Origin of the sequence: Pseudomonas sp. SK, from assembly GCF_012975065.1 — a bacterium.
Taxonomy (GTDB): Bacteria; Pseudomonadota; Gammaproteobacteria; order Pseudomonadales; family Pseudomonadaceae; genus Aquipseudomonas; species Aquipseudomonas anuradhapurensis.
This window is the reverse complement of record NZ_CP051857.1, coordinates 965886-983553: the sequence shown is the minus strand read 5'-3', so window position 1 is coordinate 983553 and position 17668 is coordinate 965886. Positions and strand designations below refer to the sequence as shown.

General features: G+C 62.7%; 19 protein-coding genes and 1 tRNA gene. 7 read left to right on the top strand and 13 right to left on the bottom strand.

Translation table 11 applies throughout. The annotated features are described in order from the left end of the window. Nucleotides 1–103: 103 nt before the first annotated feature. From HG549_RS04520 to queA, 6 genes are all read right to left on the bottom strand, one after another. Nucleotides 104–646, bottom strand: coding sequence for a glycine zipper 2TM domain-containing protein (locus tag HG549_RS04520; RefSeq protein WP_170028342.1), 543 nt, complete (start codon nucleotides 644–646; stop codon nucleotides 104–106). Between the two features lie 118 nt (nucleotides 647–764). After that, complete coding sequence (gene secF, locus HG549_RS04515; RefSeq protein WP_170028341.1) at nucleotides 765–1673, bottom strand: protein translocase subunit SecF; 909 nt, start codon at nucleotides 1671–1673, stop codon at nucleotides 765–767. 11 nt (nucleotides 1674–1684) lie between these two features. Beyond that, nucleotides 1685–3547, bottom strand: a complete 1863-nt coding sequence (secD, locus tag HG549_RS04510; protein WP_170028340.1) for a protein translocase subunit SecD — start codon at nucleotides 3545–3547, stop codon at nucleotides 1685–1687. 64 nt (nucleotides 3548–3611) lie between these two features. Next, nucleotides 3612–3947, bottom strand: coding sequence for a preprotein translocase subunit YajC (yajC, locus tag HG549_RS04505; protein ID WP_085623861.1), 336 nt, complete (start codon nucleotides 3945–3947; stop codon nucleotides 3612–3614). A 42-nt stretch (nucleotides 3948–3989) separates the two neighbouring features. After that, complete coding sequence (tgt, locus tag HG549_RS04500; protein ID WP_161959640.1) at nucleotides 3990–5105, bottom strand: tRNA guanosine(34) transglycosylase Tgt; 1116 nt, start codon at nucleotides 5103–5105, stop codon at nucleotides 3990–3992. A gap of 14 nt (nucleotides 5106–5119) precedes the next feature. Next, entirely contained in the window at nucleotides 5120–6169 is a 1050-nt protein-coding gene (queA, locus tag HG549_RS04495; protein WP_170028339.1) for a tRNA preQ1(34) S-adenosylmethionine ribosyltransferase-isomerase QueA, read from the bottom strand. 107 nt (nucleotides 6170–6276) lie between these two features. On the opposite strand from queA, the gene HG549_RS04490 reads away from it, so the two are divergent. Further along, a tRNA-Leu gene (locus HG549_RS04490) sits at nucleotides 6277–6361 on the top strand. Between the two features lie 103 nt (nucleotides 6362–6464). Here the strand turns inward: HG549_RS04490 and HG549_RS04485 are convergent. Then, complete coding sequence (locus HG549_RS04485; RefSeq protein ID WP_170028338.1) at nucleotides 6465–7370, bottom strand: LysR family transcriptional regulator; 906 nt, start codon at nucleotides 7368–7370, stop codon at nucleotides 6465–6467. 107 nt (nucleotides 7371–7477) lie between these two features. Here HG549_RS04485 and HG549_RS04480 point away from each other — a divergent pair, with 107 nt between their 5' ends. Genes HG549_RS04480 through HG549_RS04470 form a run of 3 tightly spaced genes read left to right on the top strand, consistent with a single transcriptional unit; the run spans nucleotide 7478 to nucleotide 10029 of the window. Beyond that, complete coding sequence (locus tag HG549_RS04480) at nucleotides 7478–8719, top strand: D-amino acid dehydrogenase (protein WP_170028337.1); 1242 nt, start codon at nucleotides 7478–7480, stop codon at nucleotides 8717–8719. A gap of 27 nt (nucleotides 8720–8746) precedes the next feature. After that, nucleotides 8747–9097, top strand: a complete 351-nt coding sequence (locus tag HG549_RS04475) for a RidA family protein (RefSeq protein ID WP_170028336.1) — start codon at nucleotides 8747–8749, stop codon at nucleotides 9095–9097. A gap of 29 nt (nucleotides 9098–9126) precedes the next feature. Beyond that, on the top strand, nucleotides 9127–10029 hold the full coding sequence (locus HG549_RS04470) for a transporter substrate-binding domain-containing protein (protein WP_170028335.1): 903 nt from the start codon (nucleotides 9127–9129) through the stop codon (nucleotides 10027–10029). Between the two features lie 87 nt (nucleotides 10030–10116). Here HG549_RS04470 and HG549_RS04465 read toward each other — a convergent pair whose 3' ends face one another. The 5 genes from HG549_RS04465 to HG549_RS04445 form a co-directional block, all read right to left on the bottom strand. Then, nucleotides 10117–11544: an amidase gene (locus tag HG549_RS04465; RefSeq protein ID WP_170028334.1), complete on the bottom strand. Its 1428-nt coding sequence runs from the start codon at nucleotides 11542–11544 to the stop codon at nucleotides 10117–10119. Nucleotides 11545–11548: 4 nt separating this feature from the next. Further along, on the bottom strand, nucleotides 11549–12232 hold the full coding sequence (locus HG549_RS04460; RefSeq protein WP_170028333.1) for an amino acid ABC transporter permease: 684 nt from the start codon (nucleotides 12230–12232) through the stop codon (nucleotides 11549–11551). Continuing rightward, nucleotides 12229–12885, bottom strand: a complete 657-nt coding sequence (locus HG549_RS04455; protein ID WP_170028332.1) for an amino acid ABC transporter permease — start codon at nucleotides 12883–12885, stop codon at nucleotides 12229–12231. The genes HG549_RS04460 and HG549_RS04455 overlap by 4 nt, the downstream gene beginning before the upstream one ends. Then, complete coding sequence (locus HG549_RS04450) at nucleotides 12885–13673, bottom strand: amino acid ABC transporter ATP-binding protein (protein ID WP_170028331.1); 789 nt, start codon at nucleotides 13671–13673, stop codon at nucleotides 12885–12887. The genes HG549_RS04455 and HG549_RS04450 overlap by 1 nt, the downstream gene beginning before the upstream one ends. Before the next feature lie 71 nt (nucleotides 13674–13744). Continuing rightward, a complete protein-coding gene (locus HG549_RS04445; protein WP_170028330.1) occupies nucleotides 13745–14617 on the bottom strand; it encodes an ABC transporter substrate-binding protein in 873 nt (290 codons plus the stop codon). A gap of 98 nt (nucleotides 14618–14715) precedes the next feature. Between HG549_RS04445 and HG549_RS04440 the strand changes: the two genes are divergently transcribed. Further along, the gene (locus HG549_RS04440; protein ID WP_170028329.1) at nucleotides 14716–15819 is read left to right on the top strand and encodes a GlxA family transcriptional regulator; all 1104 of its coding nucleotides are present in this window, start codon (nucleotides 14716–14718) and stop codon (nucleotides 15817–15819) included. A 142-nt stretch (nucleotides 15820–15961) separates the two neighbouring features. Then, nucleotides 15962–16450 carry a GNAT family N-acetyltransferase gene (locus tag HG549_RS04435; protein WP_170028328.1) on the top strand — a complete coding sequence of 163 codons (489 nt, stop codon included), beginning with the start codon at nucleotides 15962–15964 and terminating at the stop codon, nucleotides 16448–16450. A 1-nt stretch (nucleotide 16451) separates the two neighbouring features. Here HG549_RS04435 and HG549_RS04430 read toward each other — a convergent pair whose 3' ends face one another. Then, on the bottom strand, nucleotides 16452–16712 hold the full coding sequence (locus tag HG549_RS04430) for an addiction module antidote protein (protein WP_170034044.1): 261 nt from the start codon (nucleotides 16710–16712) through the stop codon (nucleotides 16452–16454). 60 nt (nucleotides 16713–16772) lie between these two features. Here HG549_RS04430 and HG549_RS04425 point away from each other — a divergent pair, with 60 nt between their 5' ends. Continuing rightward, entirely contained in the window at nucleotides 16773–17666 is an 894-nt protein-coding gene (locus HG549_RS04425; protein WP_170028327.1) for a bestrophin family protein, read from the top strand. The last annotated feature ends 2 nt before the right edge of the window (nucleotides 17667–17668 follow it).

Sequence of the window (17668 nt, the reverse complement as noted above, 5' to 3'; positions counted from 1 at the left end):
GAAGCGCCCCCACGATCTGTGCCATATCAGAGATTGTCGGGGCTGCTTCGCCCCCCTTTCGCGACACCAGGCCGCTCCTACAAAGAGCAGACCGCTCCGGGACTTATTGCCCGGCTTCGCTGAGGATCAGCTTGCCATTCTTGTCCACCGGAATGGTCGAACCAGGCTCGTGATCCATCTTCACCTGCCCTACCTGATCGCCGATGGTGTACTTGACGTTGTAGCCCACCACCTTCTCGCTGATGTCATTGACCGTGTTGCAGCGGGTTTGCGTGGTCGTGTAGGTGTCACGCTCCTGCATGCCTTCCTGCACCTTGTTACCGGCATAACCGCCACCGACCGCACCGGCCACGGTGGCAATCTTCTTGCCGGTACCACCGCCGATCTGGTTACCCAGCAGGCCACCGGCAATGGCACCCACCACGGTACCGGCGATCTGGTGCTGGTCCTTGACCGGCGCCTGACGCGTCACGGTGACGTCCTTGCAGACCTCACGCGGGGTTTTTACCTGTTGTTTGATCGGTTGCACGTCGGTGACCTGCGCATACTCAGGCCCCTTGTTGACCAAGCTGTAGGTCGCGACAGCACCTCCGGCAGTCACACCGACAGCACCCAGTACCGCACCCACCAGCATTGATTTGTTCACATGAACCTCCTGATCATACCCGCGGGTCCGACCCGCCTTCTCCCAGCCTTGGAGCGAAAAAAAAGGCGCAAGTTCAACACTTGCGCCTTTTGGGCCGCCGGGCGGCATGCAGCATGCCTTATGGACGGTCGTCGACACCGTCGGTCTTGGCCGGCGGGATCAGGTCTTCACTGTTCAGGTTCAGCCAGATCAGCACCACGTTGGCGATGTAGATCGACGAGTAGGTACCGGCCATGACGCCAATGAACAGCGCCAGCGAGAAGCCGAACAGGTTGTCACCACCGAAGAACAGCAGCGCGGCAATCGCCAGCAAGGTCGAAACCGAGGTGGCAACGGTGCGCAGCAGGGTCTGCGTGGTGGAAACGTTGATGTTCTCGATCAGCGAGGCCTTGCGCATGACCCGGAAGTTCTCGCGCACCCGGTCGAACACGACGATGGTGTCGTTCAGCGAGTAGCCGATGATCGCCAGCACCGCTGCCAGCACGGTCAGGTCGAAGGTGATCTGGAAGAACGACAGGATACCCAGGGTCACCACCACGTCGTGGATCAGCGAGACGATCGCGCCCACGGCGAACTTCCACTGGAAGCGGAAGGCCAGGTAGATGAGGATGCCACCGAGGGCCAGCAGCATGCCCAGGCCACCCTGGTCGCGCAGCTCTTCACCCACTTGCGGGCCGACGAACTCGACCCGCTTGACCGTGGCCGGGTTGTCGCCGCCAGCCTTCTGCAAGGCCTCGGCGACCTTGGTGCCCAACTGCGGGTCATCGCCCGGCATGCGCACCAGCAGGTCGGTGGTGGCGCCGAAGCTCTGCACCACTGCCTCGTGGAAGCCGGAACCGACCAGCTCGGTGCGCACCGCCTCAAGGTCGGCCGGGCGCTCGTAGGTCAGCTCGATCAGCGTACCGCCGGTGAAGTCCAGGCCGAAGTTCAGGCCTTTGTGCCACCAGCTGAACAGCGCCAGCACAGTGAGGAGCAAGGTAATGGCGAACGCGACATTGCGCACGCCCATGAAGTTGATGGTTTTCATCGCAGCTCCCCTCAAACCCACAGCTTCTTGATGTCACGCCCGCCGCAGGTCAGGTTGACCAGCGCACGGGTCACCATCACGGCAGTGAACATCGATGTGAAAATCCCGAGGGACATGGTGACCGCAAAGCCCTTCACCGGCCCGGTGCCCATGGCGAACAGGATGCCACCTACAAGCAAGGTGGTCAGGTTGGCGTCGACGATGGCCGAGTAGGCGCGGTTGAAACCTTCATGGATGGCACGCTGCACCGACATGCCTGCCGCCAGCTCCTCACGGATACGCGAGAAGATCAGCACGTTGGCGTCTACCGCCATACCCATGGTCAGTACGATACCGGCGATACCCGGCAGGGTCAGGGTGGCACCCAGCAAGGACATCAACGCCAGCAGCAATACCATGTTGCCAGCCAGGGCGATGGTCGCCAGCACGCCGAAGCCGCGGTAGATGGCGATGATGAACAGCGAGACGAACAGCATGCCCCACAGCGACGCATCGATACCTTTGGTGATGTTGTCGGCACCCAGGCTTGGGCCGATGGTCCGCTCTTCAGCGAAGTACATCGGCGCGGCCAGGCCACCGGCACGCAGCAGCAGGGCCAGTTCGGACGATTCGCCCTGGCCGTTCAGGCCGGTGATGCGGAACTGGCTGCCCAGCGGCGACTGGATGGTCGCCAGGCTGATGATCTTCTTCTCTTCCTGGAAGCTCTGTACGGCAACGTCCTTCTCGACGCCGTCGACGGTCTGCTTGACGTAGCGGGTAACCGGCTTCTGCTCGATGAAGATCACCGCCATGCTGCGGCCGACATTGCTGCGGGTAGCGCGGCTCATGAGCTCGCCACCATGGCCATCGAGGCGGATGTTCACCTGCGGGCGGCCGTGCTCGTCGAAGCTGGCCTGGGCGTCGGTGACCTGGTCACCGGTGATGATCAGGCCGCGCTCGACCGCGGCGGAGCGGCCGCCTTCACGGAACTCGAACACTTCGGTGGTGGCCTTGGATGCACCCGGCTCGGCACCGAAGCGGAACTCCAGGTTGGCGGTCTTGCCGAGGATGCGCTTGGCTTCGGCAGTATCCTGCACGCCTGGCAGCTCGACCACGATGCGGTTGGCGCCCTGGCGCTGTACCAGCGGCTCGGCCACGCCCAGCTCGTTGACCCGGTTGCGCACGGTGGTGAGGTTCTGCTTGATCGAGTACTCGCGGATCTCGGCGACTTTCGCCTGGGTCAGCGCCAGACGCAGCACGGCGAGCTCGTTGCGCTCGGTGGTGGTCAGGTCGAAATCATTGAAATTCTTGCGAATCAGGGCACGTGCCTGCTCGCGGGTGGCATCGTCAGCGAAGCCCAGCATGATGCCGCCATCCTGCTGAGGCAGGCTGCGGTAGCGGACGCGCTCTTTGCGCAGCAAGGTCTTGACCTCGCCTTCGTAGACTTTCATGCGCGCGCTCATGGCCTTGTCCATGTCCACTTCCAGCAGGAAGTGCACACCACCGGACAGGTCCAGGCCCAGCTTCATCGGGCTGGCGCCCAGGTTGCGCAGCCATTGCGGGGTGGTCTGGGCCAGGTTCAGGGCCACGACGTAATCATCGCCCAGTGCCTTGCGCACGACATCCTTGGCTGGCAGCTGGTCTTCCTGACTGGTCAGGCGGATCAGCCCGCTGCCCTTTTCACCCAGGCTCGCGCCCTTGACGGCGATCTTGGCATCGACCAGCGCCTTGCTGACGCGATCGAGGTCGGCCTGGCTCACGTGCAGCGCCGAGCTGGCACCGCTGATCTGTACCGCCGGATCATCCGGGTAGAGGTTGGGAGCGGAATAAATAAAACCGATCGCCAGTACCAGCACGATCAGTGCGTATTTCCACAGAGGGTATTTGTTCAGCATCACGCCGCCCGTTCAAGACGCGGGGCGCTTTGCGCGCCCCGACTGGAAAAATGAAACTGGTAACTCAGATAGCCTTGAGCGTACCTTTTGGCAGGGTGGCCGCAATGGCACCCTTCTGGAACTTCAGCTCGACGCTGTCGGAAACTTCCAGGACCACGAAGTCATCGGAAACCTTGACGATCTTGCCGGCGATGCCGCCGTTGGTGACAACTTCGTCACCCTTTTGCAAGTTGCTCAGCAGGTTCTTCTGCTCTTTGGCGCGCTTGGCCTGCGGGCGCCAGATCATCAGGTAGAAGATGACCAGGAAACCGACCAGGAAAATCCACTCGAAGCCGGTACCGGCTGGGCCGGCGGCAGGTGCTGCGGCGTCCGCGTATGCGGCGGGGATCAAGAAGCTCATTGGGCACTCCTAATGTAATTTTCTAATAATGGATGCGGACAGTCAGTCCAAGGGCGGTACCGGAAGCCCGCGCTTGGCGTAGAAGGCGTCGACAAAGGCGGCCAATTTACCTTGTTGAATAGCCTCGCGTAAACCGGCCATCAAGCGCTGGTAATGGCGCAAGTTGTGGATGGTATTCAGCATGCTGCTCAGCATTTCGCCGCACTTGTCCAGGTGATGCAGATAGGCGCGGGAGAAGTTGCTGCAGGTATAGCAATCACAGGTCGGATCCAGCGGCGAATCATCGTGGCGATGGAACGCGTTGCGGATCTTGATCACCCCGGTATCGACGAACAGATGGCCGTTGCGCGCGTTACGCGTTGGCATCACGCAGTCGAACATGTCGACGCCGCGGCGCACACCCTCAACGAGATCTTCCGGTTTGCCTACCCCCATAAGGTAACGAGGTTTGTCAGCAGGCATCTGGCCCGGCAGGTAATCCAGCACCTTGATCATTTCGTGCTTGGGTTCGCCGACCGACAGGCCGCCGATGGCCAGGCCATCGAAACCGATGTTTTCCAGGCCTTCCAGCGAGCGCATGCGCAGGTCCTGGTACATGCCGCCCTGGACGATACCGAACAGCGCCGCGGTGTTGTCGGCATGGGCGTTCTTCGAGCGCTGGGCCCAGCGCAGCGACAGCTCCATCGAGGCGCGCGCCACATCGTGCTCGGCCGGGTACGGGGTGCACTCGTCGAAGATCATCACCACATCCGAGCCCAGGTCGCGCTGCACCTGCATCGACTCCTCCGGGCCCATGAACACCTTGGCGCCATCGACCGGCGAGGCGAAGGTCACGCCCTCTTCCTTGATCTTGCGCATGGCGCCCAGGCTGAACACCTGGAAGCCACCGGAGTCGGTGAGGATCGGGCCTTTCCACTGCATGAAATCGTGCAGGCCGTTGTGCTTCTTGATCACCTCGGTGCCCGGGCGCAGCCACAGGTGGAAGGTGTTGCCCAGGATCATCTCGGCGCCGATGGCCTCGATATCGCGCGGCAGCATGCCCTTGACCGTGCCATAGGTACCGACCGGCATGAAGGCCGGGGTTTCCACGGTGCCACGTGGGAAGGTGATGCGGCCACGACGGGCCTTGCCGTCGGTGGCCAGCAGTTCGAAGGACATTCGACAAGTGCGACTCATGCTTGATCCTCGGGCCCGCGTGGCGCCGGATTGCGGGTGATGAACATGGCATCACCGTAACTGAAGAAGCGGTACCCCTGCGCCACCGCCGCCGCATAGGCGGCCATGGTCTCGGGGTAGCCGGCGAAGGCCGAGACCAGCATCAGCAGCGTGGACTCCGGCAGGTGGAAGTTGGTGACCAGGGCGTCGACCACATGGAACGGCCGGCCCGGGTAGATAAAGATGTCGGTGTCGCCGCTGAAGGCCTTGAGCACGCCATCGCGCGCTGCGCTTTCCAGCGAACGCACGCTGGTGGTGCCAACCGCGATCACCCGGCCGCCACGGGCGCGGCAGGCGTCGATGGCATCCACCACATCCTGGCTCACTTCAAGCCACTCTTTATGCATGTGGTGGTCTTCGATCTTGTCGACCCGCACCGGCTGGAAGGTACCTGCGCCCACGTGCAGGGTGACGAAGGCGCGCTCGACGCCCTTGGCGGCGATCTTCTCCAGCAGCGCCTCGTCGAAGTGCAGGCCCGCCGTCGGCGCGGCGACCGCACCGGCGCGTTCGGCGTACACGGTCTGGTAGCGCTCGCGGTCGGCGCCCTCGTCCGGGCGGTCGATATAGGGCGGCAGCGGCATGTGGCCAACGCGGTCGAGCAGCGGCAGCACCTCTTCGCTGAAGCGCAGCTCGAACAAGGTGTCATGGCGCGCGACCATTTCCGCCTCGCCACCACCGTCGATGAGGATGACCGCACCCTCCTTGGGCGCCTTGCTGGCACGCACGTGGGCCAGCACCCGGTGGCTGTCGAGCACGCGCTCGACCAGCACTTCCAGCTTGCCGCCGGAAGCCTTCTGGCCGAACAGGCGCGCCGGGATCACCCGGGTGTTGTTGAACACCATCAGGTCGCCCGGGCGCAGGTACTCGAGCAGGTCGGGGAATTGCCGGTGCGCCAGCGCGCCGGTTGGCCCATCGAGCACCAGCAGACGGCTGCCATGGCGCTCGGCCAACGGGTGGCGGGCGATCAGGGAATCAGGAAGTTCGAAGGAAAAATCGGCGACGCGCATGATGATGTTCGGTTCGGCAGGGCCGGGAAGTTTAGCCCAATGTGTGAAAATTGACCATGAAAGCCGATTGACCGACCAGCGGAGCCTCTCTATACTGCGCGCCACAAGCCCTGATGGCGGAATTGGTAGACGCGGCGGATTCAAAATCCGTTTTCGAAAGGAGTGGGAGTTCGAGTCTCCCTCGGGGCACCATCACATCGTTCCAAGCGGTCCCTAGCGGACCCGGAACAGCAGAGAAACCGGCCACTGAGCCGGTTTTTTTGTGTCTATCGGTTTTCACTCGCCCGGTTTTCCATCAGCGCCAACGGTCCAGCTGCCCTTGGGCACGGCTGCTGAAGATGGCCAGCAGCTCGCTCAGGGTATGCGCTGACGGCTCGGCAGCGCGGGTCACCGCATACAAGGTGATCGGCAATGCCGGGGCCAGCGGACGAATCGTGGTCGCCCCAGGCGCTGCGCCAAGCGCGGTGAACGGGTCGATGACTGCCAGCCCGGCACCGGATTCGACCATCGCCCTGGCCAGCGAATAGGTCTGCACCGCGATGCTCACCCGCGGCGGTGGCTCGACTGCCTTCAGGTAGCTGTCGAGGCGGGCCGACAGCGGGTCGGCACTGCTCAGGCCGATCAACGGCGCATCGGCCAGGGCCGTCAATGGCAGCGGCTTGCCTTCATCCGCAGGCGGCCAATAGCCGGCCGGTGCCAACGCCACCAGCACCCCACTGGCCAGTGCCTGCGCCTTCAGCGCAGGGTGATCGGGCTGTTGCAGGGTCAGGGCGACATCGATCTCGCGCATCAGCAGGTTCTGCACCAGTTCGCGGCTGTGGGCGCTGGACAGTTCACAGGCGATGTCCGGATAACGCTGGGTCCACTCGTGAATCGCCGGCGGCAACAGCGACAGGGCCAGCGCCGGGGTGGCACCGATGCGCAGGCTGTGGCCCGGCTCACGACGCAGGCTTTGCGCCAGGCGGCGCACCCCTTGCAGGCTCTCCGTGACCTTGTCGACCTCACGCTCCAGCTCCAGCGCTTCGGGCGTCGGCTGCAGCTTGCCGCGCACTCGCAGAAACAACGGGAAGCCCAACTGCTGCTCGGCGTGTTGCAGCACCTTGGTCACGGCAGGCTGGGACACGTGCAGCAACTGCGCGGCACCGCTGACCGAGCCGGTCTGGCGGATGGCCTGGAAAATCTCGATATGGCGAAGGCGCATGGCAAGCCTATAACCTTTGTTTATGGCTCAGTGATCTTTATTCATTTTTCGCCGCCTGTCACCTGACCCTAACCTCAGGCTTGTTCCAACCACGAACAAGGACTGACATGGCAAAGCATGTATGCATCATCGGCGGTGGCGTGATTGGCCTGGCAACGGCTTACGCACTGGTGCGCGACGGCGTTGAGGTGACGCTGGTCGAGGCTCGCGATTCGCTGGGCAGTGAAACCAGCTTCGCCAACGGCGGCCAGTTGTCCTATCGCTACGTGGCGCCGCTGGCCGATGCCGGCGTGCCGTTTCAGGCCATTGGCTGGATGCTGCGCGGTGACTCACCGCTGAGATTGCGCCCACGCTTCGATCCTGCACAGTGGCGTTGGATGGCCGCGTTCCTCGCTGCTTGCCGCTCCTCGGTCAACCGCGCCAATGCAGGCCATCTGTTGCGCCTGGCGCTGTTGAGCCAGTCGACCTTGCAGGCCTGGCGTGAAGAGGATGGCCTGAGTGGTTTCAACTGGCGGCGCAACGGCAAGCTGGTCACCTTCCGCCAGGCCAGCAGCTTCGCACACGCACGCAACAACCTTGCCGCGCCCCAGCAACAACAGGTGCTGTCGCACGCCGACTGCGCCCGCCTGGACCCGGCGCTGGCGGAGGCGCCCTTTGTCGGCGCCGTCTATACCCCGGATGAAGAAGTCGGTGATTGCCACGCGTTCTGCCAGCAACTGGCGGCGCGCTTGCGGGCGTCGGGACGTTGCCAGTTCCGCCTGGGCCAGGCCGTCTCCGGCATTCGCCATGCACATGGTGCGGTAAGTGCGATCGAACTGGGTGACGAAGTGCTGCCGGTGGCGCACCTGGTGGTTGCTGCCGGCCATCGCAGTGCATTGCTGGCACTGCCGGGTGTCGACCTGCCGCTGTACCCGCTCAAGGGTTACAGCCTGACCGTACCGATCGGCAGCCAGCACCGGGCGCCAGACCTGAGCATCACCGATTACGACCGCAAGATCGTCTACGCGCGGATTGGCGAGCAGTTGCGGGTGGCGGCGATGGTCGACATCGTTGGTTTCGACCCGTCGGTGGACCCCAAGCGCCTGGCCCTGCTCAAACGCCAGGCCCGCGAAACCTTCGCCAATGCCGGCGACTACGACTATGCCATCGAATGGGCCGGCATGCGTCCGGCGACCCCTAGCGGCGTACCGCTGCTGGGCGCAACGGCGTATCGCAACCTGTGGCTGAACCTTGGCCATGGTGCGCTGGGCTTCACCCTGGCCTGCGCCAGCGCACGCCTGCTCAGCGAACTGATCGGCCAGCGCCGCCCCGCCATCGACCTGCACGGCTTTACGCCCCGTGCGGCCTGAACCCCAACCCTCTGAAGGACTACCGCAATGATCATTGAGCGCATCCAGCCCAACCCACGCTTGTCCGCCGCCGTCACCTATGGCGACCTGGTGTTTCTCTCCGGCCAGGTGCCGGGTGACGCCAGCGATGCCACCGGCCAGACTGCCCAGGTACTGGAAAAAATCGACGCATTGCTGGCCGAGGCTGGCAGCGACAAAGACCATCTGCTCAGCGCGACCATCTACCTGAAGGACATTGGCAGGGATTTCGCCGCGATGAATGACGTCTGGTCCGCCTGGTTGTCGCCCGGCCAGGCGCCCAGCCGCACCACCTTGCAGGCCGAACTGGCACGCCCGCAGGTGCTGGTGGAAATATCCGTGGTCGCGGCACGCCGCTGACCACCCCTTACCCACAACGGAGAATAACAATGCAAAAAAACACGTTGATCGGCTGCACCCTTGCCCTGTTGCTCGGTGCCCAGGCCCATGCCGATGAAGCAGCGCTGGGGCCCACGTTAAGCAAGATTGCCAAAGCCAACAGCATCACCCTGGGCTATCGCGATGCTTCAGTGCCGTTCTCCTACGTGGGCGATCACTCGGGCCAACCCATGGGCTACTCGGTCGACCTGGCGAACAAGATCGTCGAGCGGGTGCGGCAGAAGCTGGCGTTGCCCGAACTCAAGGTGAAGTACAACCTGGTGACCTCGCAAAGCCGTATTCCGCTGGTGCAGAACGGTACCGTGGACCTGGAATGCGGCTCGACTGGCGTCACCGCAGAGCGGCAGAAACAGGTGGCGTTTTCCTATGGCTTCATCTACGTCAAGGGCCAGTTGCTGACGGCCAAGGACAGCGGGATCAAGAGCTTCGCCGACCTGCGTGGCAAGAATGTGGTGACCACCGCCGGTACCACCAACGAACGCTACCTGAAAAGCTATAACGTCGATAACAAGATGGACATGTTCGTGATCAGCGCCAAGGACCATGGCGAAGCCTTCCAGATGTTGCAGTCCGGTCGGGCGGCGGCGTTCTACATGGACGATGCGCTGCTCTACGGCGAACGCGCCAAGGCGCGCGACCCGCACCACTGGGTGGTGGTCGGGGAAGAACAGTCGCGGGAAATCTACAGCTGCATGGTACGCAAGGATGACCCGCAGTTCCTCGCCCTGGTGAACGCGTCGCTGGGCGAGCTGTACAGCTCAGGGGAAATCAACGGGATCTACCAACGCTGGTTCCAGCAGCCAATTCCGCCTAAAGGCTTGAACCTGGAGTTCCCGATGACCAGCGAACTCAAGGCCATCTTTGCCAAGCCAGTGAGCGATCCGGTGCAGTAGCCTCAGCCCGCCTCCATTCCGGCAAACGGCAGTGGCCTGCGAAGGTCACTGCCAGGAAGTCCTTGCCGAGCCAGCGTTACCCCTCCATCACGCCGGCGCGTGGTCCGCCAGCGCCCAACCCTCAGGCCGTAGCGTGTGCCAGTCGCTGACCTGCTGATAGGCATGGCCGATGCGCAGAACCAGCGCTTCGGCGAAGGCCGGCCCCACAATCTGCATCGAGACAGGCATGCGCTTTTCATCGAAGCCGATGGGCAGCGCCACCGAGCACAGGTTCAACAAGTTGGCGAAGCGCCCCAGCAAGGCCAGTGGCGTGCCATATTCGTCGACCTCTTCCAACGGCACACTGCCAATAGCATTGGTCGGGAAGACGCAGGCGTCTATGTTGCTCATCGCCTCCTGCATGGCTTGCCGGGCGGCGCGGCGATGCTGCTGCAGCTGGATATAAGCCGCCGCGTCGATGGCGCGACCACTGAGTATGCGCCGTTGCACATGAGGGTCGAAGCGCAGGTCGTCGCGCTCGAACAAGCGCCCGAGGTTGGCGTAACCCTCGGCGCTCATCAGCCCGCCAGCGATGCGCATGCTCTGCTCCAGCGACGTGGGTAGCGGTTGCTCGATCAATTGCATGCCCAGCGCGGCCAACTGCTTGAGCCCCTGGTCGTATGCCTTCAGTACGCCGGGAGCGATATGCGCGCGTTCAGCCTCCGGCAACACCCAGATGCGCAAGCCGGCGACCGGCCGCTCGAGGCCGGCAGCGGCGCTGAACACCGGTGCGCGGGCCGAAACCGGGTCCAGCGGGTCTGGCCCCAGCAGGGCATCCAGCATCCACGCCGCATCTTCCACCGTGTGCGTGATAGGCCCTACCGAGTCCAGCGAAGGGCACAGTTCGAGCAAGCCATGGCGGCTGACCAGGCCACGCGTGGTCTTCAGCCCAACCAGGCCGCACATCCCCGCCGGAATCCGCACCGAACCGCCGGTATCGGTACCCAACGCCGCACTCGCCAGGCCGCTGGCCACGGCCACTGCCGAACCACTGCTGGAACCACCCGGAGCGTGATGTATGTTACGGTCCCACGGGTTCCACGGCGTGCCCATGACCGCGTTGGTGCCCCAGCCACCAAAAGCGAATTCGACGGTGTGGGTCTTGCCGAGAATGATCGCACCGGCCCGCTCCAGGCGTTGCACTGCAGTGGCGGTCAACGTCGAAACACGCGGTTGCTGCGCCAATGAGCCACCGGTGATGGCCTGGCCTTGGATCTCGAACAAATCCTTGATCGCCAGCGGAATGCCATGCAGCGGCCCCAGGTGAATGCCGGAAGCACGCTGGCGATCTGCGGCGATGGCCGCGTTCAACGCACGCGAGGGATAGGCTTCGACATAGGCATTCAGCTGCTCGTCGAAGCGCTCGATGCGCGCCAGTTGCGCACGCACCAGCGCTTCGCTGGTCAGCGAGCCGGCCTGCAGCGCCTGCTGCAACTGGCCGATGCTGTGGAAAGCTACCTGATCCATGGTGTCCATAGGTTCAACCTCGCACGGTTTTGCGGCCGCGTGAAACGTGCTTTTCAAGCACCCGCGACAGCATTGAAAGAGGGAAGGCGATAACGAAATAGAACAGCCCCACCAGCAGGAACACATGCATTGGCAGGAAGGTTTCCGAAGCGATGGCTCGCGCTGCCAGCATCAATTCATCGGTGGCAATCAGGGCGCACAACGAGCTGTCCTTGAGGATCGACACGTAGGCGTTGAGCAGGGGCGGCAAGATGACCCGAAACACTTGCGGCAGGATGACCGAGGTAAACGCCTTCAGCGGCGTCAGGCCGATGGCGATAGCGGCTTCGCGCTGGCCGCGATGCAGCGCATCCAGGCCGCCACGAAGGATTTCCGCAACGTACGCGGCACCCTGCAAACCCAGGCCGATGGCCCCTGCCCAATAACCGGACAAGGTCAACCCCAGGCTGGGCAGCGCGAAATACAGGGCCAGCAGCAATGCCAGAAGCGGTACTGCCCGCATGCTCTGGATGAACAACGCTGCCAGGCGCTTGAGGATGCCGTTGGGGCTTCGTAGCGCCCAGACCAACAACGCGCCCAGGACGATCGCCAGGGCGAACCCGATCAGCGACAGTTCGGCAGTGATCCGTGCACCGAGCAACAGGCGAGCGCTCCAGTCGCTCCAGTACTCCGGGTATTGCTGGAAGAAACCGATCATCGCGCGCTCCCCAAATGACGTTCGAGGCGAATGAATCCCACACCGATCGGCAGGATCATCGCCGCGTAGATGCACATCACCGCCAGGTAGATCAGTGACGTCTGGAAGGTTGAGGTCACCAGATTGCGCGCCAGGAACATGATCTCCGGCACGGCGATGGCCGAGGCGATGGAGGTGTCCTTGATCAATTGGGTGACGTAGTTGGCGAACGCTGGCAAGGTCACGCGCAAGGCCTGGGGCAACAGAATGCAACGCAGAATCTGCATCCGGCTCAGGCCGACAGCCAACCCGGCTTCATGCTGGCCGTCATGCAGCGACTGCAAGCCGCTACGGAAAATATCGGCCAACACCGCACTGCCGACCAGGCTCAGGCCAACGATGGCGGCCAGCCACGCGGGCAGGTTGATGCCAAGGTAGGAGAGACCGAAATAGATCAGGAACAGATGCGCCAGCGCCGGCACATTGCGCATCCACTCGATGAAGCAGCCAATCACCCCATGCAACAGCCGTGACCGACTGAACGTCAGCAACACAGCCAATACCACGCCGCCGGCGCTCGCCAGCAGCAAGGTGCATAGTGCGATTTCCAGGGCGGTGAGCGCGCCTTTGAGCAACAGGGGCAACAGCCCGAGAAACACCTCGAAGTTCGCCATCAAGCGCCCTCCATGGCCATGCGCCCAAGAAAACTGCGGGTACGCTCATGACGCGGGCTGTCGATTACCTGCGCCGAGGGCCCTTGCTCGACAATGTGGCCACCGTCCATGAAGATCACCCGGTCCGCCACGTCCCGAGCAAAGCGCACTTCATGGGTCACCATGATCATGGTGCGGCCCTCCTGCGCCAGCTCACGAATCACGGCGAGTACTTCGCCCACCAGCTCGGGGTCGAGTGCCGAGGTCGGCTCGTCGAACAGGATGACTTTGGGTTGCTGGGCCAACGCGCGGGCGATAGCCACCCGCTGTTGCTGGCCGCCGGACAACTGCTCGGGATAGACCTCGGCCTTGTGCCGCAGGTGGACCTTTTCCAGCATGGCATCAGCCAGCTCGTAGGCCTGCTTGCGCGGCATGCCCTGCGCCTTGATCGGCCCCAGCGCAACGTTGTCGCGCACGGTCAAATGTGGCCAGAGGTAGAACAGCTGGAACACCATCGCGATCTCGCGACGCTGCGGGGCCATTTCCCGATCACTCATAAGGCGTATGCGCTTGCCGTCCTTGACCTGACCGATCAGCTCGTCGCCCAGCCAGATATCGCCTCGGGTGGGTTTTTCCAGGTAATTGATGCAGCGCAGGCAAGTGGACTTGCCCGACCCGCTGGGGCCGATCAACGACAGCGTTTCCCCGGCTTTCAACTCCAGGTTGATGCCCTTGAGCACCTCCAGATCACCATAACTCTTGTGCAGGTCATGCACGCGCAGCAACGCAGGTTCGGACGGGGTCGACATCTTGGTTAACCTCTTTATTGTTATAGGTGTGGCGATGAACCGGCATGGGGCCGATTCATCCGCTCAAGCGCTTACTTGCAGCCAGGCAGTTGCCAGTCCGCCGGGCGGTCGACACCCAGCCTCAGGTTGCTGCCTTGCGGCACATACCAGACATCCTGGGTCAGGCCGTAGCGGGCACCGATCTTGCGCATTTCACAGCTTTTCCAGAGGGTCTGGATCTGCTCGTTGACGGCGGCCACCAGCTGCGGGCTGGCCTCTTTGTTGAAGCCGTACACCACCTGCCCCAGGCCGGTCAGCAGGGGGAACTTCGGATCGTTGTCGGTGAATGCGTTGAAGCGCAGGTGCCATCGTGGATTGCGGAAAATGGCGTACTGCATGACTGGAGGGTCGCCAATCACTGCATCGATGCGCCCGGCGAGCAGGTCACGCACCGCAGCATCGGAGGTGTCGTACAGCGCCACTTGCAGCCCTTCGATCTTGCGCATCTCCGGGATGAACGAAAAACCCGTGATGGTGCCGACTTTCTTGCCTTGCAGATCCTTGAGGCTGCTCCAGTTGGTGTTGTCGGTCTGGGTGATGCCGTTCTTGAAATAGTGAATCGGGTCGCTCACGGTCATGATCTTCGCGCGCTGCTCGGTCCAACCCATGGTGCCGGCCATGACATCCACGCGGTTGGCTTGTACCGAGGCAATGGTGCCGGCCCAGTCCATCAACGCAGGTTTGACCTTCAAACCCAGTTTCTCGGATATTTGTTGAAGGATTTCACCGTCGTAGCCGACCATCCGGCTGTCTTGATAACCGGTCCCTGGCATGTCCCCGGTGAAGGCGATCGTCAGGCTTCCCGGCTCTACCGTTTCCAGTGCGAATGCCGGTAGCGAGGCCAGCATGGATACCAGCAAACCCGCGTAGATACCGGCCAACCGTTGAACAATGGGCTTCTGCATCACGTGCTCCTTGATTGTTTTTCTATGAACAGCATGGTGTTAGGCAGGCGCTCATCGTATGGTGATCAGCGGCATAACTGGTTGGATGGTTTGCAGGAATGATTGAACATTTGCGACATTTCGGAGATGTGCTGCCCAACGCCTCCAGCGCAAGCCTCGTGGAAGCACTCGACAAGGGCCAGGCACGGCATCCGCCAAGCCGGCGCGGCACCACCGAGTTGTCTATCGGGATCGTGCTATGGCCGCGCTTCCCCTTGCTGTCTCTCTCGGGGCTGACCGATGCGTTGCGACATGCTGCCGACACCGGCGATCAGAGCCGCCCGATACGCTGCCGATGGAATGTCCTCGGTAGCCCCGGGCAAAGGGTCGTTTCCAGTTGCGGGCTGGATGTACCCATCGACAGTGAACTCAGCGACCCTCATCAATTCGACTACATCGTGGTGATAGGTGGGTTACTGGACTACCTGGAGACAGCGCCGAAGACTTATCCGGCATTCCTGCATCAGGCGGCTGCCGCTGGCGTGCCATTGATCGGCCTGTGCACGGGCAGCTTCGTGCTCGCACGCCATGGCCTGATGGAAGGACGTACCGCCTGCGTGCATGCCTACCATTGCGACGACTGGAAACGCCTGTTCCCCCGCTTGCGCTTTGTCAGCAACAGTGACTTCCTCATCGACAAGGATCGCATCACCTGCGCAGGGGGCATCTCGGTGATCGAGTTGGCCATCCATCTTGTCGGGCTGCATTGCGGTCCGGATCGGGCCGGCAAGGTGGTGCACCAGATGACCGTCGCGAAAAGCAGCTCTGGCAGTTTCGTCGACCGGCGCAAGGCGCTGGGCTACGCCAGCTCTTCGAACCGGCGCCTGCACGAAGCCGTGATGCTGATGGAAAAGCACATGACCGAGCCTTTGGCTATCGACGCCATCGCCAACCTGGTCGGGACCAGCAAACGCCAGCTGGAGCGGCTGTTCGTTGCTGAAACCAGTAGCACTCCGGCCCAGTTCTATCGCCAGGTTCGCCTCAGGTTTGGCCGCTGGCTGCTGATCAGCTCGGATCGTCATATCGGCGAGATCGCTTTTGAATGCGGCTTTGCCGATGCGCCCCACTTCATTCGGAATTTCCAGAACCTGTTCGGCATGTCTCCCGGCAAATTGCGCAAAGAGCTGCTGCGAAACGCCAACCCGAACCAAGCGGGGAAATAGCTTCATAGACAGTGAGCATTGATCCGCCGTGGGGCAGAATGTGCCTTCGCGCGCATAGCCGCCCACACCGATACTGCCCCAACCCTGTGGGAGCGGGCTTGCCCGCGAAGAGGCCCGATCAGCCAGCACACAAGGACTCGCCATGCACCTGACCCACCGCCCGGTACGGCCCGACGACATCCCTGCAATCTGCAGCTTCCCGCAAAGCCCGGCCGAACTGTTCTATATGTTTCCCAAAGCCGCCTACCCCCTCACCCCCGCCCAGTTGAGCGATGCCATCGCCCAACGCAGCGGCTCCACGGTGGTGGAAGGCAACGGCACGGTGCTGGCCTTCGCCAACTTCTACAAGGCCGAACACGGCGGCGTGTGCGCCCTGGGCAATGTGGTCGTGGCCCCCGCTGCACGCGGCCACGGCGTGGCGCGCTACCTGGTAACGGCCATGATCGAACTGGCCCGCCAACAATTCGCCGCCCGGGAGGTGTGGGTGTCATGCTTCAACCACAACACCGCGGGCCTGCTGCTTTATCCACAGCTGGGCTTCGTGCCGTTCGGTATCGAGGAGCGGCAGGCGTGGGATGGCTCGCGAGTGGCGTTGGTGCAGATGAAACAGCTGTTGATTCAGCCCGGCTGAGTCAGCGTGGCAGTGCGTGGGGCTGGACGAGAAGATCCACGCCCAAGGCACGAATGACTTTCAGCACAGTGTCAAAGCGAGGCTTTGCGCCTGGGCTCAGCGCCTTGTACAGGCTTTCTCTGCCCAACCCGCTCTGGGTTGCGATCTGTGTCATCCCTCGTGCCCGAGCGATATGGCCAAGCGCTCGGATGATTTCCTCGGTGTCTCCATCCGATAGCACTTGGCTAAGGTACTCACTGATCGCCTTGCAACAATCAACCAGCGAACCTTCGCCCTACCTCGACGTCGGATCCTGCATCTGCCCATTCTCGAGGTACCCCGCGTGAAAGACATCATCATCCGCAAGTACCGCCTGGCCGTGAAGACCATCGGTTATATCGGCTGGTCGCTGTTCTGGCTGCTGATCTGGGATGTGCTGGTCACCATCGACTTCATGCTGTTCTTCAACAGCAAGTTCACCCTGCCGCTGATCCCGTTGACCTTGCTGGGTTCTGCGCTGGTGGTGCTGGTGAGTTTTCGCAACAGCAGCGCCTACAACCGCTGGTGGGAGGCACGCACGTTGTGGGGGGCGCTGGTCAATAGTTCGCGCAGCTTCGCCCGGCAGACACTGACCTTGATCGACGACCCGGATGGCGCGCTCAACCCGGTCAAGGCCACCCTGCTGCGCCGGCATATCGCCTATGTGAACTGCCTGGCGGCACACCTGAAGGGCGAGAGCTGCCCGGATGAGCTGATGGCCTTCATCCCGCCCGCCGAGTTCGAACGGCGCAACCGCTCGAACAACTTCGCCAATGACATCCTCAGCGGCTCGGCGGCCCTGCTGGCGCGGGAGTACCAGGCCGGACGGCTGGACAGCATTCGTCTGGCGCGCTTGGAGTCGACACTGGTAGACCTGTCCAATGCCCAGGGTGGCATGGAGCGGATCGCCAACACCCCGCTGCCCTACCCTTATGTGTATTTCCCGCGGCTGTTCATTACCCTGTTCTGCCTGATCGTGCCGGTGGGGCTGGTGGAGTCGCTGGGCTGGTTCACGCCGCTGGCGTCGACGGTGGTGGGGTTCATGCTGCTGGCGATCGAGCGGATCGGAACGGACTTGCAGAGCCCGTTCCGCTTCAGTGAGCACCAGATCCAGATGGACAGCATTTGCGAGACGATCGAACGCAACCTGGAGTCGATGCAGCGGGAAGCGCAATGTGCCGAAGTGGCTGGTTCGTGAAC

What these genes read in the sequence shown, in the direction of transcription:
- secF (WP_170028341.1), bottom strand. Translation starts at nt 1,673, where the DNA reads ATGAAAACCATCAACTTCATGGGCGTGCGCAATGTCGCGTTCGCCATT.
- secD (WP_170028340.1), bottom strand. Translation starts at nt 3,547, where the DNA reads ATGCTGAACAAATACCCTCTGTGGAAATACGCACTGATCGTGCTGGTA.
- yajC (WP_085623861.1), bottom strand. Translation starts at nt 3,947, where the DNA reads ATGAGCTTCTTGATCCCCGCCGCATACGCGGACGCCGCAGCACCTGCC.
- tgt (WP_161959640.1), bottom strand. Translation starts at nt 5,105, where the DNA reads ATGTCCTTCGAACTGCTGGCCACCGACGGCAAGGCCCGTCGTGGCCGC.
- queA (WP_170028339.1), bottom strand. Translation starts at nt 6,169, where the DNA reads ATGCGCGTCGCCGATTTTTCCTTCGAACTTCCTGATTCCCTGATCGCC.
- HG549_RS04485 (WP_170028338.1), bottom strand. Translation starts at nt 7,370, where the DNA reads ATGCGCCTTCGCCATATCGAGATTTTCCAGGCCATCCGCCAGACCGGC.
- HG549_RS04480 (WP_170028337.1), top strand. Translation starts at nt 7,478, where the DNA reads ATGGCAAAGCATGTATGCATCATCGGCGGTGGCGTGATTGGCCTGGCA.
- HG549_RS04475 (WP_170028336.1), top strand. Translation starts at nt 8,747, where the DNA reads ATGATCATTGAGCGCATCCAGCCCAACCCACGCTTGTCCGCCGCCGTC.
- HG549_RS04470 (WP_170028335.1), top strand. Translation starts at nt 9,127, where the DNA reads ATGCAAAAAAACACGTTGATCGGCTGCACCCTTGCCCTGTTGCTCGGT.
- HG549_RS04465 (WP_170028334.1), bottom strand. Translation starts at nt 11,544, where the DNA reads ATGGACACCATGGATCAGGTAGCTTTCCACAGCATCGGCCAGTTGCAG.
- HG549_RS04460 (WP_170028333.1), bottom strand. Translation starts at nt 12,232, where the DNA reads ATGATCGGTTTCTTCCAGCAATACCCGGAGTACTGGAGCGACTGGAGC.
- HG549_RS04455 (WP_170028332.1), bottom strand. Translation starts at nt 12,885, where the DNA reads ATGGCGAACTTCGAGGTGTTTCTCGGGCTGTTGCCCCTGTTGCTCAAA.
- HG549_RS04450 (WP_170028331.1), bottom strand. Translation starts at nt 13,673, where the DNA reads ATGTCGACCCCGTCCGAACCTGCGTTGCTGCGCGTGCATGACCTGCAC.
- HG549_RS04445 (WP_170028330.1), bottom strand. Translation starts at nt 14,617, where the DNA reads ATGCAGAAGCCCATTGTTCAACGGTTGGCCGGTATCTACGCGGGTTTG.
- HG549_RS04440 (WP_170028329.1), top strand. Translation starts at nt 14,716, where the DNA reads ATGATTGAACATTTGCGACATTTCGGAGATGTGCTGCCCAACGCCTCC.
- HG549_RS04435 (WP_170028328.1), top strand. Translation starts at nt 15,962, where the DNA reads ATGCACCTGACCCACCGCCCGGTACGGCCCGACGACATCCCTGCAATC.